The organism is Mesorhizobium sp. M2E.F.Ca.ET.219.01.1.1, from assembly GCF_004016445.2.
Classification (GTDB): Bacteria; Pseudomonadota; Alphaproteobacteria; order Rhizobiales; family Rhizobiaceae; genus Mesorhizobium.
This window is the reverse complement of sequence record NZ_SADT02000005.1, coordinates 256,781-273,792: the sequence shown is the minus strand read 5'-3', so window position 1 is coordinate 273,792 and position 17,012 is coordinate 256,781. Positions and strand designations below refer to the sequence as shown.

Sequence of the window (17,012 nt, the reverse complement as noted above, 5' to 3'; positions counted from 1 at the left end):
ACCATTCGCGCGAGGTCACGGAATGGATCCTCGGGTCTACGCGTCCGCTTCGCTCCCGCTCCGCCCGTGGATGACGAAGTTCGGACGCTTCGGCCAATCTCGAAAGTTGCGATTTGCCGCCGAAGGAGACGCGGGCGTTCGCCGCAGGTGGCTTCCAACCTGGCGACTCTAAGCCGGCCGCTTCTTCTGCTTCTTGCGATTTGCGGGTCGGTCGGATTTCGGCCTATCGAACTTCGGCTTGTCGAATTTTGCCTTGCCGGGCTTCTTCGCCCAGGGCTTTGAGTCCGGCGCCCCTGGATGCTGACGCTCGCCCGACGCTCGTTTCTCGAATCCGGGTGTGCCCTGATCGAAAGCGCGCTTGCCGCGATGCGGTTTCTTGTCCGGCCTCTGTGGCCGGTAGCCGGCGCGCGACAAATCGGGCGTGCCGTCGATGCGCCTGACCGCGATGCTGCCCTGCAGCTTGCGGTCGGGGCCGATCGCGGCGACGAACCGGTCGGCCCAGTCGGCGGCTATCTGCACGAAGGTCTCTTCGGGCTGCATCTTGATGGCGCCGATCTCGCGCTTGGACATGCCGGCAGTGCGGCACAGCATCGGGATCAGCCAGCGCGGCTCGGCATTCTGGCGGCGGCCGACCGACAGCGAGAACCAGACGCTGTCGCCGAAATCGTCGCGGCGGCCCGATGCTTCTTCCCCGCGACCAAGTGTTTCCTCCCGGCGCGCGAACTTCTCCTTCGACGGCGCGAAGGGGCCGACGTCGATCAGGTCCTCGGGCGCCGAGCGGCTGCCGCGGCACAACCGCACGAAGGCGGCGGCCACCAGCTCGGCGCCATGCCGCTCCAGAAGCGCGGCGGCGAAGTCGCGCTCCTCATCCTTCACCGGCTCGCCAAAGGATGGGTCGGCGAGAATGCGCTCGTCATCGCGCCGCAGCACCTCGTCGGCCGAGGGCGGGCTCGCCCAGGTCGCGGTCAGGCCGGCATTGGCGAGCAGCCGCTCGGTGCGCCGGCGGGCATTGCCCGGCACGATCAGCGCGCTCACCCCCTTGCGGCCGGCGCGTCCGGTGCGGCCGCTGCGGTGCAGCAGCGTCTCCGGATTGCTCGGCAGGTCGGCGTGGATGACCAGCTCGAGGTTGGGCAGGTCGATGCCGCGCGCGGCGACATCCGTGGCTATGCAGACCTTCGCGCGGCCGTCGCGCATCGCCTGCAGCGCGTGGCTGCGCTCGTTCTGGCTGAGCTCGCCGGACAGCGCCACGACGGAGAAATTGCGGTTGTTAAAGCGCGCGGTGAGGTGGTTCACCGCCGCGCGGGTGTTGCAGAACACCATCGCATTGGCCGCCTCGTAATAGCGCAGCACGTTGATGATGGCGTTCTCGCGATCGGCGGGCGCGACGGAAAGCGCCCGGTACTCGATGTCGAGATGCTGCTTTTCCTCGCCGCCGGCCGAGATGCGCACGGCATCGCGCTGGTAGCTCTTCGCCAGTGTGGCGATGGAGCGCGGCACGGTGGCAGAAAACATCAGCGTGCGGCGTCCGGCGGGCGCGGCGTCGAGGATGAATTCGAGGTCCTCGCGAAAGCCGAGATCGAGCATCTCGTCGGCTTCGTCCAGCACAACGGCCTTCAGCCCAGACATGTCGAGCGCGCCGCGCGTGATGTGGTCGCGCAGCCGGCCGGGCGTGCCGACGACGATGTGGGCGCCGCGTTCCAGCGCGCGCCGCTCGGTGCGCATGTCCATGCCGCCGACGCAGGAGGCGATCTGCGCGCCGGTCAGCTCGTAGAGCCATTCCAGCTCGCGCCGCACCTGCAGCGCCAGCTCGCGCGTCGGCGCCACCACCAAGCCCAGCGGTGCGCCGGCGGCGGCGAAACGCTGAGCTTCGCCAAGGAGCGTCGGCGCCACGGCAAGGCCGAAGGCGACGGTCTTGCCAGAACCGGTCTGCGCCGACACCAATGCGTCGGCCTCGCCGAGCTCAGGCTCCAGCACCGCCTTCTGCACCGGCGTCAGCGCTGAATAACCGCGCTTTTCCAGCGCCTCTGCCAGCGCAGGAACGATCATCTCGAAACTGGACATTTTCTTCTTTCGGAATTCGAAGCTTGCTTATCGGGCAGCATGCCGGGCTGACACATGCAGCCAAAGGATATTTGGGCGTTCCTACTTCCTGCGACCCCCATTGTACAGAGTAGTGCGCAGTGCGGCGATTGGCGAAACCGCTGGCGAGAGCGCCCCTCTCCCCGTCACTATACGGGGAGAGGATGCCGGCAGGCAGGTGAGGGGCAGCGCTAACGCTGATGGGTAGCCAAGTGGAGAGGCCATCACTTCCGGACGAGCTAACTGTCGAAGTCAGCGCCGCCCCTCATCCGCCCTTCGGGCACCTTCTCCCCGTATAGAGACGGGGGAGAAGGGAGCCGCGCTGCCAATTGACTCTTTTGCCAAACCGCGTAAAAGCCCGCGTCGAACGGGATCGTTATTCGATGCGTGGCCTTTTGATGGCTCTTCTTGCATTCGACGCACCCAGCCGCGATGCACAACATCGGGCCGGGCGCTTCGGCGCGTCCGTCCGTTCCAGCAAAACTACGGCCAAAAAAACCACCACCAAAACGGTGTGATTCCCTTGGCCTAACCACCCTCTCCCGGGTCCGGCCCGGGGGATGAAACCCGCATGAGGCCGGCGGGTTTTCTCCAACAACCAAGCGGAGAGGGACAGGAGATATCAGATGAGTTTCAAGGTTGCGGTAGTCGGCGCCACGGGCAATGTGGGCCGCGAAATGCTCAACATTCTGGACGAGCGCGGCTTCCCGGTGAGCGAAGTGGTGGCGCTGGCGTCGCGGCGTAGCCAGGGCACCGAAGTGTCCTTCGGCGACCGCACGCTGAAGGTCAAGGCGCTCGACACCTATGATTTTTCCGACACCGACCTCTGCGTCATGTCGGCCGGCGGCAACGTCTCCAAGGAATGGTCGCCCAAGATCGGCAAGCAGGGCTGCGTCGTCATCGATAATTCGTCGGCCTTCCGCTACGACCCGGACGTGCCGCTGATCGTGCCGGAGGTGAACCCGGACGCGGTCTCGCTGTTCTCGCGCAAGAACATCATCGCCAATCCGAACTGCTCGACGGCGCAGCTGGTCGTCGCGCTGAAGCCGCTGCACGACGTCGCCACCATCAAGCGCGTCGTCGTCGCCACCTACCAGTCGGTCTCCGGCGCCGGCAAGGAAGGCATGGACGAGCTGTTCACGCAGACCCGCGCCGTCTTCGTCGCCGACCAGGTCGAGGTCAAGAAGTTCACCAAGCGCATCGCCTTCAACGTCATTCCGCATATCGACGTCTTCCTCGATGACGGCTCCACCAAGGAAGAGTGGAAGATGGTGGCCGAGACCAAGAAGATGCTCGATCCCAAGATCAAGCTGACGGCGACCTGCGTGCGCGTGCCGGTGTTCATCGGCCATTCGGAAGCGGTCAACATCGAGTTCGAGAAGCCAATCACGGCGGACGAGGCGCGCGAGATCCTGCGCGAGGCGCCCGGATGCCAGGTGCTCGATAAGCGCGAGAACGGCGGCTACATCACGCCGCTGGAATCGGCCGGCGAGGACGCCACCTTCATCTCGCGCATCCGCGAGGATTCGACGGTCGACAACGGCCTGTCGATGTGGGTTGTCTCCGACAATCTGCGCAAGGGCGCGGCGCTGAACGCCGTACAGATCGCCGAACTGCTGGTCGAGCGCGGCCTGATCCAGCCGAAGAAGAAGGCGGCCTGACGGAGTTTAGTTCCCGCTCACGGGCCGTATCGCCGCTATCGCGGCTGGCCCTCCGCGGGGGCGCCGGGCGGCCCGCGGTCGCGGGCTCGGCCTTCGGCCGTTTGTTCTCACTCATGGAGGAACGCGGCTGTGCCAAGCTAGCGGAAGCGGATGACTTCGATGAAGGCCTTGCGTCTGACGATGAACTCCCGCAGCAGCGGCAGGAAGAAGGCCTTGCTGAAGCGTCCGATCGGCGGCTCGGGTTCGAGATCGAAGGACTTGCCGACGAGATCGGAGTTGAACTCGTCGAGGATGATCCACAACCGCCGGTCGGCGTCGAGTCCGGCGCGGCGCCTCTCGATGGCGGGGATCTCCACCGCGAACCGAGCTTTCTCCGGCTCCTTGGTGGTGATCGGGAAGAACAGGACAAGATCGCCATCCGCTCGCACAACCCGCACGCCGACGGCGACGGGCCGTTCCTTGCGGCCCTCCGTCTCGCCGGCGCGGGCTTGGCGTGCCCAGAGGTAAGGGTAACGGATGACCGTTGCCGTGCGGATGTCGTCGTAGCTCATGTCCGCCCCGTTTCATCCTCCTGCGCATAGGCTTCAACGGCGCTCTCGAAATCGGCGAAGAGGCTGTCAGACATGGTCTCGATTGTACCGGCAGAGCGGCTATCCGACTGGCGCACCAGCCGCGCGTAATCCTCAATGTTGAGAAGCACGAGACGCGGTTTGTTGCGCTGGGTAATCGTCACCGGACGGCGCAGGGCCTCGGCGATGATGTCGCCGGACTTCCGGGAAAGCTCGCTCGTGGAATAGGAACCCCCTGAGCGGGGCATAGCGATCTCCTACTGTTACTGATTGCTGTTATATACAGCATTGGCAGCATTTGCGCAAAGGCGATGAAAAATGCGCCCACGGCTGGGCTTGAGGATCGCCGTCGAGATGGGCAAGCCAGTCGCCGGCATGAGGCCGTTCCGCACTTCGGCTCCTTTCCCTGCGGAGTGGGAAGGTACCGCCGGCTCTTCGATCTTCTCGTGGCTCAGGCACCGCTCTCCGCCGCCAGCTGCCGTAGTATAGCCATGGCCTCCTCTGCCCGCTCCGCCGGCACGAACAGATGGTCGTGATAGAAGGCCGAGACCGGATTGATGCCCATGCCGGCTGCCGCCAGCCGCGTTGTGATAGCGGCGAGGAAGCCGACGGCTTCGAGCGAAGAATGGATGTCGAGCGTGATCATCCGGCAGAGGAACGTTCCGGCGACACCGGCGGCCTTTGCCTGGCTTTCGGTCAGGATCAGCGTCGTGCCCTCGCGCTCGACGAAGCGCATGACCGGTTCCACGCCTTCCGGCAGGATTGCGTCGGGCGGCAAGGTCGCGAAGACATGGACTTCCGGGTAAAGCCGCGGCGTCATCGATGCCAGCAGCTTTCTCAGGTCCGTCTCGCCGCTCATTTTTCCTTCCCTTCGTCTGGCGCTCCGTGACGTTCTCGACAGTCCCGCTCGAAACGTCAACGGTCCGGCGCCTGAACGACATGGCGATGTCGCTGGCGGCTGAGCTTGGGGTTCGTTATCGCCGTAGAGACATAACGGCTCGCAAAGGTTCCACCCGATGATCGTCCGCCCGCGCCCGACATTGCTGCAGCTGTTCTTCATCATGCGCGGCTCGGTGGTGCCGCGCATCCTGCCGCAGATCTTCGGCTTCGCCATCTATGCGGCGGTTATCCTGGTGCTGGCGCGGCACTTCCAGCTCGATCTCAGCGCCTTCAGCATCGCGCCTTTCGGGCTGGTCGGCGTGACGCTGTCGATCTATCTGTCGTTCCGCAACAACGCCGCCTATGACCGCTGGTGGGAGGCGCGCAAGCTCTGGGGCGCGCTGGTCTTCGAGATCCGCAACCTGGCGCGCGCCACCACCAGCCTGATCGGCGACCGCGCCGAGCAGCGCGCGCTTCTGATGGAGGCGCTGGCCTTCTGCCATCTGCTGCGCGGGCAATTGCGGCGGATCGACAGCATAAAGGACGTGCGCGCCTTCATCGGCGACGAGGTCGACAAGGCGGCCGCCCGCACCAACCCGGCGGACGACATGGTCCGCCGCATGGGCCGGCGCGCCAACGCGCGACGCGAGGCCGGCGCGCTCGATCCGATCGGTTTCCGCATCCTCGATGAAAGGCTGGCCGCGATCGCCGCCATCCAGGCCGGCTGCGAGCGCATCGCCGGCACGCCCCTACCCTTCGCCTATACGCTTCTGCTGCACCGCACGGCCTATGTCGTCTGCCTGCTTCTGCCGTTCGGCCTGGTCTCGACCACGGGCTGGGCGACGCCGCTGTTCACGGCGCTGATCGCCTACACCTTTTTCGGCCTCGACGCGCTGTCGGAAGAGCTCGAGGACCCGTTCGGCATCGAGGCCAACGACCTGGCGCTCGACGGCCTCTGCCGCGTCTGCGAGATTTCCGTGTTCGAGGCGCTGGACGAGACCCCGCCGAAGATGATCGCGGCCGACAAGTTCTATTTTTCATAGGCGCAGGCAACTTCGTCATCCTAGGGCGGAGCAAGGAGCGAAGCGACGCGCGTAGACCCTAGGATCCATGCCGTGACGTGTGTGATAGGCAAAGCGGACCAAAGCTAGGCACCCTTTCACAGCGGGTGGGAACGCTCGTTCTGAGCCGCTGCATTCTTCGGCTTAGGTCACGGCATGGATCCTTGGGTCAAGCCCAAGGATGACGAAAGACAGCTGCGCCCGCGCCGAAAAGAACCTCAGCCGTGTAGGATCGCGGTCCGCTCCTCCGTCCTTGGATCGAACCGGCAAAATGGCCGGCGTTCGTAACCCTTGGAGGGAACATCCATGAGCATTTCCGAAGCCGTGCCCGTCTCGAACAGCGCCTTGTGGACCGGGCGCGCGCTCAGCGCCGTCATCGTCCTGTTCATGATCTTCGACGGCGTCATCAAGCTGCCGCCGTTGGATATCGTCACCCAGACGATGGCGCAGCTCGGCTGGCCGGCCGACGCCAATGTCGCGCGCCTGCTCGGCGTCATCGGGCTGATCTCGACCGCGCTCTATGCCATCCCACGCACCTCGGTGCTCGGCGCGATCCTGCTCACCGCCTATATGGGCGGCGCGATCTCGACCCATGTGCGGATCGGCAACCCTCTGTTCTCGCACACGCTGTTCGGCGTCTATCTCGGCATCATCCTGTGGGGCGGGCTTTATCTGCGCGACGCAAGAGTGCGGGCGCTGATCCCGTTCAGCCGATAAGAGGGTGCTCACCGCCATTCTCATAACCTGATCGGCAAGGACTTCGAGGCCGGGCTCGACAAGCTGAAACGCGCTGTCGAGTGGTGAAAGTCGTGAGATTTCAACAGCTTGGCGCGTAGTTCCGTAGATGCGGCCGGCATGTAGCCGGCCAATCTTCGCCATCGCCGGGATCAATTTAGCTGTTCATGAGTTTAGGCCATGGCGGCGAGGACGGCGCTTGAGAGAGGAACAGCAATGAAGAAAGCAATTACCATTCTGGTGCTGACGATGGCCTTGGGCGCCTGCTCGCAAACGGAAAAGGGCGCGGCGGTCGGCGGCCTGGGCGGCGCGGCGGTCGGCGCGGCCGTTGCGGGTGATCCGGTTCAGGGCGCAGTGGTTGGCGGCGCCGTTGGCGCGGTCGCCGGCGCGTTGATCGGCCATGCCAGCGAAAGCGGCCAGTGCCGTTATCGAGACCGGTACGGTCGCGTCTATGTGGCGGCCTGCCCGTCCGGCTACTGAGGATATCGGACCGGCCAAACAAAAACGGCGGGCACGTGCCCGCCGTTCTCATATGCGAAAAGGACCGCGATTACTCGGCGGTGGCGGCCTCGGCCGGCGCGGCGGTCGCCGCGGCTGCTGCCGCAGCGGCATCTTCCTGCGCCTTTTTCAGCAGCGCGGCTCGTTCCTGCGCCTTCTTGCCGGGCAGCGCCTTGTTCGGATTCGAGCGGGCTTCGCGCTTGGCAAGGCCGGCTTCGTCCAGGAAGCGCAGCACGCGGTCGGTCGGCTGGGCGCCGTGCGACAGCCAATGCTTGACGCGCTCGGCGTCGACCTTGACGCGCTCGCCGTCCTTCGGCAGCAGCGGATTCCACGAGCCCAGCGACTCGATGAAACGGCCGTCGCGCGGCGAACGGGCGTCGGCAACGACGACGTGGTAGTAAGGACGCTTCTTCGAACCCGCACGGGCCAGTCTGATCTTCAGTGCCATTCTTTTCTCCTAAAAGCTCTGATTTCGTTGATGTGGTTGCGGCTGAATTCTCAGCCGGCTTTGGCAGCGCCGTTGTTCGCGGCGATCTGTTCGTGGTGGCGGATGACTTCACGGACGACGAAGTTCAAAAACTTCTCCGCGAAATCGGGATCGAGATTCGCATCCTTCGCCAGCTGGCGAAGGCGGGCGATCTGCTGCTGCTCGCGCGCCGGATCGGCGGGCGGCAGGCCATGCTCGGCCTTCAACACGCCGACCGCCTTGGTGCAGCGGAAGCGTTCGGCCAGCATATGAATGAGGGCGGCGTCGATGTTGTCGATCGAAGCGCGATAGCCAGCCAGGATGACGCGTGCGTCGGCCATGTCTTTCTCCTCGTTCATCGCCCCCTCACTTCTTCTTGCCCAAACCCGGCAGTCCGCCGCCACCCAGGCCGGGAAGCTTCATGCCGCCGGGCAGGCCGGGCAGTCCTCCGCCGCCGGGAAGTCCACCGGGCAAGCCTCCCGGCAGGCCCTTGCCGAGGCCGGCGGCCTGCGCCTGCTTCTGCAAGGCCTCCAACTGCTTCGGGTCCATCTTGGAGAGATCGGGCATGCCGCCGCCCGGCATCATGCCGCCAAGGCCCATCTTCGAGGCAAGGCCGCCCATCATGCCGCGCATGAGGCCACCGCCTTTGCCCTTGCCGCCCATGGCCTTCATCATGTCGGCCATACCGCGATGCATCTTCAAGAGCTTGTTGATCTCGGCCGCGTCGGTGCCGGAGCCGGCGGCGATGCGCTTCTTGCGCGAATGCTTCAGGATGTCGGGGTTGGCGCGCTCGGCCTTGGTCATCGAGGAGATGATGGCGAGCTGGCGGCGGAACATCTTGTCGTCGAAGCCGGCGGCGGCGAGCTGGTCCTTCATCTTGCCCATGCCGGGCATCATGCCCATGATGCCGCCCATGCCGCCCATCTTCGACATCTGCTGAAGCTGCTGGGCGAGGTCGTTCAGGTCGAACTTGCCCGACTGCATCTTCTTGGCCATAGCCGCCGCCTGCTCGGCGTCGATGGTCTCGGCGGCCTTCTCGACGAGCGAAACGATGTCGCCCATGCCGAGGATGCGGTCGGCAATGCGCTTGGGATGGAATTCCTCCAGCCCGTCCATCTTTTCGCCGGTGCCGATGAGCTTGATCGGCTTGCCGGTGACGGCGCGCATCGACAGCGCGGCGCCGCCGCGGCCGTCGCCGTCCATACGGGTGAGCACCAGGCCGGTGATGCCGACGCGCTCGTCGAAGCTTTTCGCCAGGTTGACGGCGTCCTGGCCGGTCAGCGAGTCGGCGACCAGCAGGATCTCGTGCGGGCTCGACACCTTCTTGATGTCGGCCATCTCGACCATCAGCGGCTCGTCAATATGGGTGCGGCCGGCGGTGTCGAGGATGACGACGTCATGGCCGCCGAGCTTCGCTGCCTGCACGGCGCGCTTGGCGATGTCGACAGGGCTCTGGCCGGCGATGATCGGCAGCGTCGCGACCTTGGTCTGCTCGCCGAGCTGGCGCAGCTGCTCCTGCGCGGCGGGCCGCCGCGTGTCGAGCGAGGCCATCAGGACTTTCTTGTTCTGCCGCTCGGTCAAGCGCTTGGCGATCTTGGCCGAGGTCGTCGTCTTACCGGAGCCCTGCAGGCCGACCATCATGACGACGACGGGCGCCGGCGCATTGAGGTCGATGGCGACGCCCTCGGCGCCGAGCATCTCGACCAGCTCGTCATGGACGATCTTGACGACCATCTGTCCGGGCTTGATCGACTTCAGCACCGCGGCGCCGACCGCCTTCTCGCGCACCTTGTCGGTGAAGGAGCGAACCACTTCCAGCGCCACGTCGGCTTCGAGCAGCGCGCGGCGCACCTCGCGCAGGGCCGCCGAGACATCCGCCTCCGACAGCGCGCCGCGGCCGGTCAGGCCGTTCAGGATGGAGCCAAGGCGCTCCTGGAGTGATTCAAACATTCTGCTTCCTTTTCCCTGACACCTGTGGGTGCCCGAGAGGTAGTGCGTTCGCGCCGGGTCGCCAAGCAAAAGCGCAAAGCCAAAAAGCACCCGGGGGCGCATCGCGCTGCCGGGTGTTGGCCTCCAGGATCTCTTTACAGCTCTTGCCTCAAAGAGGCTTCGGCGTCCTGGTCGGCTTTCGCGAAGGATACTCGTCGCTGAAGTTCAGCGGCTCTAGACAGGAAATCGGCCGCGGAGTCAAGGCTAATGCATGTCGCGCAAAAGTGCGCAGCGGTTGTGCGGCAACGACATGCATCAAAAACAACGGCTCAAATCCGGGCCAAATGCCGCGATTTGCGGCGCTTAACGCGAGCTTTGCCCGTTCGTGCCGACCCGCAGCGGCGAGCGCCGATGCAAAAGCAGCAGCATCGTCAAAAGCGTGCTGACGATGCCGATCGCCGCGATCAGCACGGCGTCCCAGTTCGTCCAGCCGGGGCCTTCGAGCGGCTTGGCGTTGAGCAAGGCAAAGCCATTGTAGCCCTCCTGGTGCGAGATCAGCAGGAAGCCGGTCAGGTTGTTGCCGAGATGGGCGCCGAAACCGGCGCCGAGATTGCCGGTGACATAGACAAGCAGCGTGAGCAGCAGGGCAAAGATGCCGATCGAGGCGAAGACGCTGGCATTGATCGCAAGCGTCGAGGCCGTGTTCCAGTGCAGCGAGGTGAACAGCAGGCCAGGCAGCAGCGCCCATATCCACGGGCTCCTGAAGCGATAAGCAAGCCCGCGCAGCAGGTAGCCGCGGAACAGCATTTCTTCCGACGAGGTCTGCAGGAAGGCCAGCAGCACGATCGGGATGAGGAAGAGCAGCCAGGACGAAAAGGCGATCGGTCCGCGCGCGATTTCCGGCTGCATCCAATAGAGCAGCACCTCGGAAAACAGCGAGGTGATCAGGACAGCGATCAGGCCCTTGAGGAAATCGCCGCGGGCGATGCGGCGGCTCGCGCCGAAGAGAGCCGACAGCGGCTCGCCGTGAACGAAGCGCATCGCCACCCACAGGCCGACCCAAATGCCGGCAAAAGAGGTCAGGGCGCTCAGGATTCCAACGGGCGAGGCCAGGAAGTCCTGCATGTACTGCCCGGTCGACGGGCCGGGCAGGCGCCAGACGATGTAGACATAGGTGCCGGCAAACAGCACTAGGGCCGTCGCGGCCATCCAGAAGGCGACGACGATCATCGTTCCGACGAACGGGCGAAGCAGATTGGTCTTGGCGTTCGGCGAGCGGCGATAGCCCTCGAAGGCGGCATTGTCGATCGTCACGCGGCTCCCCTGCCGAAGGCTGTGGGCATGCAATCTAGAAGATCGCCGGTTACCGCGCGATTACTCGGTCAAGGTTCGCGGCTGAAAATTGGACCGCTTCGAGTGCGCAATACGGCGCAGGCGCTACGATTGGAGACTAGCGGAAACCTCCATCGCGTCGTCATCCACGGGCGGAGCAAGGAGCGAAGCGACGCGCGCAGACCCGAGGATCCATGCCGTGACCTCAATCGAAGGTGCACCGGAGCAGAATTCTGCACCGTAAGCGGCGCTCCTAACTAACGGCATGGATCCTAGGGTCTTCGCGACGTCGCTGCGCGACTGCTTCGCCCTAGGATGACGAAGTTCGGAGGGTTCCGCCAATCCCGAACGTACGGTATTGTACAGACGTAAGCGTGAGCCACCACCACGCAAACAAAAACGGCCGCCATCGCTGGCGGCCGCTGTTCTGACAGTGATCAAGCCCCGATCAGCGCATCACATAGACAATGCGCCTCGTGCCCGGATCGACCAGCGCCGGCTGGTTGTTCACATAGACGTAGCGATACCGGTAATCGGGGATTTCGCGCAGCTCGACGGTGTCGGGCAACGTGGCGCCGGTCACCACTTCGCCTTCGAGATAGACTGGATCGACCCGGTGCGTGGTGACATAGGTGCCGACCTCGGCCGGCGGTCTGCCGATGGATTCGATGGCGTCATCGTTGGAGACGATGGTGCCGGTGTAGCTGCCTGTGGTGTAGAGATCATCGGTCGGCGGGGAGACGACGGCGATCTCGGCATTGGCCGGGCGGCGGGTCACGACGACACGGCTGCCGCCGAAATCGCCCGTCACATAGTCGGAATAGACCCAGCCTTTGCCGTCAGCCTCGGCAATCGTGCACCATTTGCTGCCTTGAATACAGCCATTGAGCGTGGTCGACTGGCCGGCGGCGAGTACGCCGATGACCGGATATTGCGGACCGGGGCCAGCGCGGACGTTCAAGTCTGTCACCGCCTTGACGGGGGTATCGGCGAAAGCGACGCCCGAGATCGTGAGCAGCGCACCGGCAAGCGTCGGAAGCAATAGGCGTTTCATGGTTTTCTCTCCGTTTTCAACGCTCCCTGGATCAGGATGAAGTCTCCTTGAAACGTCATCCTGATCCAGCTCCTTTGTTGGAGCATGATCTTTTCCGAAAACCGGTTTCCACTTTTCAGCATCATGCTCTAAGGCTCGGAAACGAAACAAAGGCTTATGCGTTCCGGCTAAAATGCTTTTCGCGTGCTCACGAATTGTTCCAGGCCTTTTTCGGCTGGCCTGTCAAAAGATCGTGCACGAAGGCGAGCTTGCGCGCCGCCACATCGGAAATCACGAAGGGGTAGAGGTCTGGCAGACCCATGCAGCGGTTAATCGAGTTGGACGCCTCCGACAACACCAGCCAGCGGGCCAGGATCTTTTCAAATGGTTCCGGAGCCAGGTCGGGATCGGCGGGCGCCGGCTGCAGGCGGCCGCCGGTGTCGCCGCGGGGTATGGCATCGGCATCCACGGTCTCCAGACGGCCAAGCGGAAAATTCAGGGCGTGAACCATCTCCAGCGTGTCGGTTATGTGGAGATGATGCGCCCAGGTCTCTGCCCAGTCCTCCCAGGGATGGGATGCGGCATAGGCGGAGATGTGGCGCTGCTGCCAATCCGGCGGGGCGCCGTTGGCGTAGTATGCTTTCAGGGCCTGCTCGTAATCGGCCTGCTCGTCGCCGAAGAGGGCGCGGAAGGCTGAAAGGCGAGCGGGGTCGTCGCGGATCAGCCGATCCCAGTAGTAGTGGCCGAGCTCGTGGCGGAAATGGCCAAGCAGGGTGCGATAATTCTCCCCCATCTCGGCGCGCCGCCTTTCGCGCTCGGCGGAATCGGCCTCGGCCACATTGAGCGTTATCAGGCCGTTGTCATGGCCGGTCAGGATGCGCTCGCCACCCGGACCGGCACCGATCGGGTCGGCGAGAAAGTCGAAGGCCAGGCCGGTTTCGTCATTCGCATCCGCCTTGGGCGCGACTGGCAGGCCAAAGGCGAGCAGAGAGTAGACGGCCCGCTTCTTCGCCGCCTCGACCCGTATCCAGCGCCGACGGTTGCCATCGATGGAAAGGTCGGGAATGACCTGGTTGAGGGCACAGGCGCGGCAGAAAGTCCGGTCAGCCTCGGCCCGCCAGTTGCAGGCGCATTCATCGGCATTGCCACATGCAAGGACGCCGCCTTCGCCGCTGAGCACGAACTTCGCCTGCTCTGGGTCGTAGAGCACCAGACTGGAACAGTTCAGACACTGGGCATTCTCGAAATAGAGGCGATGGCCGCAATTGGGACAGTCGAACAGCTTCATGCGTGATCAACCTGCAGGGTCAGAACGTGGAGGTGGACTCGGGCTCTAACGCCGGCAGACATCCGGCGTTCCACCGCTATTTCGCCCGCTCTTTGCTGCGACAAGCTTTCGAACCGGCGCCGATGATCATGACGTGAACCTCTTTCATGAGGCAAGCCCGCCACACCTGACGGCCGATCGCAGCGGATTGCCTTTCTTTCGCCGGTGTCGGGTGCCACGTCCCCGGGGCGGGCGGTGACAACCCGGCGTTTCGCTGGCAAATTCGCAACCGGGACGTGATTCAGGCAACTAGGAGAAGGATATGGCATTTTTTGCCAAGGGAAGGATTTTCGCGGCGGCGGTGGTGACGACGCTGGCGCTGGCGGCGGGCGCTGAAGCGGCTCCGAGCTGTGGCAAGAACGGCGCCGGCTTTGACGCCTGGAAACAGGATTTTGCCGGCGAGGCCAGAGCCGAGGGTGTCGGTCAGAGGGGCCTGTCCGCGCTGGCGGGCGCCACCTACGCCACCAGGACGATCGCCGCCGACCGGGCGATCCACAAGGCATTCAGCGGCTCGGTCGAAAGCTTCATGCAGCGCCGTGGCGCATCGGCGATCATCTCCCGGGGCCGCGCGCTGAAGAAAGCAAACGCGGCTATGTTCGCCAATATCGAGCGCACATATGGCGTGCCGCCGGGCGTGCTGCTCGCCATATGGGGCATGGAAACCGGCTTCGGCGCGTCCATGGGGAACCAGAACACTGTTTCGGCGATCGTGACGTTGGCCTATGACTGCCGCCGCCCGGATTATTTCAGGCCGCATGCCATCGCCGCGCTGAAGCTTGTCGATCGCGGCGCGCTCAGCGCCTCCTCCGTCGGCGCCATGCATGGCGAGATCGGCCACACCCAGTTCCTGCCCGGAAACGTGCTGAAATATGGCGTGGGCAGCGGAAACCTGCGCGACCGCAACACCGCGCTGGCGTCGACCGCCAACTTCCTCAAGGGCCATGGCTGGCAGCCCGGCGCGAGCTACGAGGCCAATATGGGCGCGATCGCCGGCTGGAACTCGGCCAGCGTCTACCAGCAGGCCATCGCCCGCATCGCCGAGGCGATTGACGCCGACTGACGGAATATCTCCATTCCGACGAAAAGCCCGGCCAATGCCGGGCTTTTCGTTCAGCTGGTGTCAAAACAAGATCACCCCCACAGCCAGGTTCCATCTCTCGCCCTCAATAATGCGCGTAGCCGCTCAACGGGCATTTCTGGGAAATGGGAAACTGCCATCAAACCGTTGCAGGGTACGGAAATTGGAGTTCCGCGGCGTTGGAGGAGCAGCCTTTGCCCGGCAGCTTGCGATTAGCCGCCGCCCAAGGGGCATTTCTCGGAAGCGGGAACCTCGAAGGAGCCGCCGTGAAGATTTGAGCACGTGCGGAACTTGGGGTTTCGTGGCGCTGGAGCAGCCACCTTTGACTTACCCTCGATCACTGTCGGAACTCCGGCAGATTGCGAGTAGCTGCCGCCCAAAGGGCATCTCTCGGAAGCGAAAACCTCGAAGGAGCCGCTGAAAACACTTGAGCAGGTACGGAATCTAGGGTTCCGCGGCGGCGGTGTGGCCGCAGCCGCCGCCTTTGACTTGCCCTTGATGACCAACCAGATTTCGGTCGGTTGGTCGAGCTGCAGCCTGTTTATGTCGGAGTAGCTGATCCGCCCGCCGCGTACCCCCTCGGCTATGCGCTGGCAGAACAGGGTCGGCATGCGCTCTTGCGAGACGCCCATGAAAGAGGCGATTTCGTGCTTGAACGTGATGCTCCATAAATGGACAGCGGAGATGCACCCGTCCAAATTAGCCTCAGGCGCCTGCTTCGCGCCTGCTTGCGAGGACCCGCACGTCATCAAGGTCAGTGCCGCCGCAACCAGAAGAGAAATACTATTTTTCACTGTCAAAACTCCCCGCATCCCGCTCTCGAACTTAATTAGAGCGGCGGAAAGGTCAAACGATAATTTCTCTGAAGTGGTCTGGACTCTTCTTATATAGATCTGTGAAATAAAAACCCGGCGTTTCCGCCGGGTCGTTTGATCGCTGCCGTATCGGCGAAATATCAGCCCTTGCGATTCCTTGCCGCCAGCGTCCTAAGCCTCAATCCGTTCAGCCGGATAAAGCCCTCGGCGTCCTTCTGATCATAAGCACCGCGGTCATCTTCGAAGGTGACCAGCGCATCCGAGTAAAGCGTCTTCTTCGACTTGCGGCCGGTGACGATGACATTGCCCTTGTAGAGTTTCAGCCGCACCGTGCCTTCGACGTCTTCCTGGCTCTTGTCGATCATCGCCTGCAGCATGACGCGCTCGGGCGAGAACCAGAAGCCGTTGTAGATGAGCTCGGCATAGCGCGGCATGAACTCGTCCTTGAGGTGCGCGGCGCCCCGGTCGAGCGTGATCGACTCGATCGCCCGGTGGGCGGCGATCAGGATGGTGCCGCCGGGGGTCTCGTAGACGCCGCGCGACTTCATGCCGACGAAACGGTTCTCGACGAGGTCGAGGCGGCCGATGCCGTTGTCGCGGCCGAGGTCGTTGAGCGCCGCCAGCATCGTGGCCGGCGACAGCTTCTTGCCGTTGAGCGCGACCGGATCTCCCTTCAGGAACTCGATCTCGATATCGGTGACGACATCGGGCGCGTCCATCGGCGAGACGGTGCGCTGATGCACGAATTCCGGTGGCTCGCTCCACGGATCCTCCAGCACCTTTCCCTCGGAGGAGGAGTGCAGAAGGTTGGCGTCAACCGAGAAGGGGGCGTCGCCGCGCTTGTCCTTCGGCACCGGGATCTGGTGCTGCTCGGCGAAGTTCAAAAGATCGGTGCGTGACTTGAACGACCAGTCGCGCCACGGCGCGATGACCTTGATATCGGGGTTGAGCGCATAGGCCGAAAGCTCGAAGCGGACCTGGTCGTTGCCCTTGCCGGTGGCGCCATGCGCGATCGCGTCGGCGCCGGTTTCCCTGGCGATCTCGACCAGATGCTTGGAGATCAGCGGCCGGGCGATCGAGGTGCCGAGCAGATAGGTGCCTTCATAGACGGCGTTGGCGCGGAACATCGGGAAGACGAAGTCGGCAACGAACTCCTCGCGCACGTCGACGATGCGGATATCCTTGATGCCCATCATCTCGGCCTTGCGGCGCGCCGGCTCCAGCTCGCCGCCCTGGCCGAGATCGGCCGTGAAGGTGACGACTTCGGCGCCGAGCTCGGTCTGCAGCCATTTCAGGATGATGGAGGTGTCGAGGCCGCCGGAATAGGCGAGTACGACTTTCTTGACGTTCTTGATCTTGGACATTTTGGCGGTTCCGCGGGAAAAAGGTTCGGGGGCGAGTATCACGCCGTTTCCGGGCGGCGCAAGAGACGAAGGTGCGCCTGGCTATGGCACAGGCTGGGCCAGCTGTTTGCCTGGACAGACGCTGGCGCGGCAGAAAGCGCCGCGTTACAGGCTGCGCTACCCCATCCCGAGGCGACCCTCAAGGCG

The 17,012-nt window shown here is 64.0% G+C and carries 17 protein-coding genes; 5 read left to right on the top strand and 12 right to left on the bottom strand.

Annotated elements, in window-relative coordinates; genetic code table 11:
- Positions 1-168: 168 nt before the first annotated feature.
- A complete protein-coding gene (locus tag EN862_RS24320; protein WP_127866072.1) occupies positions 169-2,061 on the bottom strand; it encodes a DEAD/DEAH box helicase in 1,893 nt (630 codons plus the stop codon).
- Positions 2,062-2,705: 644 nt separating this feature from the next.
- On the opposite strand from EN862_RS24320, the gene EN862_RS24310 reads away from it, so the two are divergent.
- Positions 2,706-3,740 carry an aspartate-semialdehyde dehydrogenase gene (locus tag EN862_RS24310; RefSeq protein ID WP_112128745.1) on the top strand — a complete coding sequence of 345 codons (1,035 nt, stop codon included), beginning with the start codon at positions 2,706-2,708 and terminating at the stop codon, positions 3,738-3,740.
- A 137-nt stretch (positions 3,741-3,877) separates the two neighbouring features.
- Here EN862_RS24310 and EN862_RS24305 read toward each other — a convergent pair whose 3' ends face one another.
- The 3 genes from EN862_RS24305 to EN862_RS24295 all read right to left on the bottom strand — a co-directional run bounded on the left by EN862_RS24305 (position 3,878) and on the right by EN862_RS24295 (position 5,168).
- Entirely contained in the window at positions 3,878-4,291 is a 414-nt protein-coding gene (locus EN862_RS24305) for a hypothetical protein (protein ID WP_127866070.1), read from the bottom strand.
- Entirely contained in the window at positions 4,288-4,557 is a 270-nt protein-coding gene (locus tag EN862_RS24300) for a type II toxin-antitoxin system prevent-host-death family antitoxin (RefSeq protein WP_112128743.1), read from the bottom strand. The genes EN862_RS24305 and EN862_RS24300 overlap by 4 nt, the downstream gene beginning before the upstream one ends.
- 203 nt (positions 4,558-4,760) lie before the next feature.
- The gene (locus tag EN862_RS24295) at positions 4,761-5,168 is read right to left on the bottom strand and encodes an ACT domain-containing protein (RefSeq protein ID WP_127866069.1); all 408 of its coding nucleotides are present in this window, start codon (positions 5,166-5,168) and stop codon (positions 4,761-4,763) included.
- 157 nt (positions 5,169-5,325) lie between these two features.
- Between EN862_RS24295 and EN862_RS24290 the strand changes: the two genes are divergently transcribed.
- The 3 genes from EN862_RS24290 (at position 5,326) to EN862_RS24280 (ending at position 7,464) form a co-directional block, all read left to right on the top strand.
- On the top strand, positions 5,326-6,231 hold the full coding sequence (locus tag EN862_RS24290; protein WP_127866068.1) for a bestrophin family ion channel: 906 nt from the start codon (positions 5,326-5,328) through the stop codon (positions 6,229-6,231).
- A 324-nt stretch (positions 6,232-6,555) separates the two neighbouring features.
- Positions 6,556-6,966, top strand: a complete 411-nt coding sequence (locus EN862_RS24285; RefSeq protein WP_127866067.1) for a DoxX family protein — start codon at positions 6,556-6,558, stop codon at positions 6,964-6,966.
- Positions 6,967-7,200: 234 nt separating this feature from the next.
- Entirely contained in the window at positions 7,201-7,464 is a 264-nt protein-coding gene (locus EN862_RS24280; protein WP_127866066.1) for a YMGG-like glycine zipper-containing protein, read from the top strand.
- 70 nt (positions 7,465-7,534) lie between these two features.
- On the opposite strand, the gene rpsP is transcribed toward EN862_RS24280, so the two are convergent.
- The 6 genes from rpsP to EN862_RS24250 form a co-directional block, all read right to left on the bottom strand.
- Positions 7,535-7,930 (bottom strand): 30S ribosomal protein S16, encoded by a 396-nt coding sequence (gene rpsP, locus EN862_RS24275; RefSeq protein WP_127866065.1) that lies wholly within the window; start codon positions 7,928-7,930, stop codon positions 7,535-7,537.
- 50 nt (positions 7,931-7,980) lie between these two features.
- On the bottom strand, positions 7,981-8,307 hold the full coding sequence (locus EN862_RS24270) for a chorismate mutase (protein WP_127866064.1): 327 nt from the start codon (positions 8,305-8,307) through the stop codon (positions 7,981-7,983).
- A gap of 7 nt (positions 8,308-8,314) precedes the next feature.
- Positions 8,315-9,898 (bottom strand): signal recognition particle protein, encoded by a 1,584-nt coding sequence (gene ffh, locus EN862_RS24265; protein WP_127866063.1) that lies wholly within the window; start codon positions 9,896-9,898, stop codon positions 8,315-8,317.
- A 342-nt stretch (positions 9,899-10,240) separates the two neighbouring features.
- Positions 10,241-11,191, bottom strand: a complete 951-nt coding sequence (locus EN862_RS24260; RefSeq protein ID WP_127866062.1) for a CPBP family intramembrane glutamic endopeptidase — start codon at positions 11,189-11,191, stop codon at positions 10,241-10,243.
- A gap of 466 nt (positions 11,192-11,657) precedes the next feature.
- A complete protein-coding gene (locus EN862_RS24255) occupies positions 11,658-12,263 on the bottom strand; it encodes a DUF1236 domain-containing protein (protein ID WP_127866061.1) in 606 nt (201 codons plus the stop codon).
- 187 nt (positions 12,264-12,450) lie between these two features.
- Positions 12,451-13,530 (bottom strand): putative zinc-binding metallopeptidase, encoded by a 1,080-nt coding sequence (locus EN862_RS24250; protein ID WP_127866060.1) that lies wholly within the window; start codon positions 13,528-13,530, stop codon positions 12,451-12,453.
- A 301-nt stretch (positions 13,531-13,831) separates the two neighbouring features.
- Here EN862_RS24250 and EN862_RS24245 point away from each other — a divergent pair, with 301 nt between their 5' ends.
- A complete protein-coding gene (locus EN862_RS24245; RefSeq protein ID WP_127866059.1) occupies positions 13,832-14,629 on the top strand; it encodes a lytic transglycosylase domain-containing protein in 798 nt (265 codons plus the stop codon).
- 230 nt (positions 14,630-14,859) lie between these two features.
- On the opposite strand, the gene EN862_RS24240 is transcribed toward EN862_RS24245, so the two are convergent.
- A complete protein-coding gene (locus tag EN862_RS24240; RefSeq protein WP_189401476.1) occupies positions 14,860-15,441 on the bottom strand; it encodes a hypothetical protein in 582 nt (193 codons plus the stop codon).
- A 161-nt stretch (positions 15,442-15,602) separates the two neighbouring features.
- A complete protein-coding gene (locus tag EN862_RS24235; protein ID WP_127866058.1) occupies positions 15,603-16,826 on the bottom strand; it encodes an argininosuccinate synthase in 1,224 nt (407 codons plus the stop codon).
- Positions 16,827-17,012: the final 186 nt, after the last annotated feature.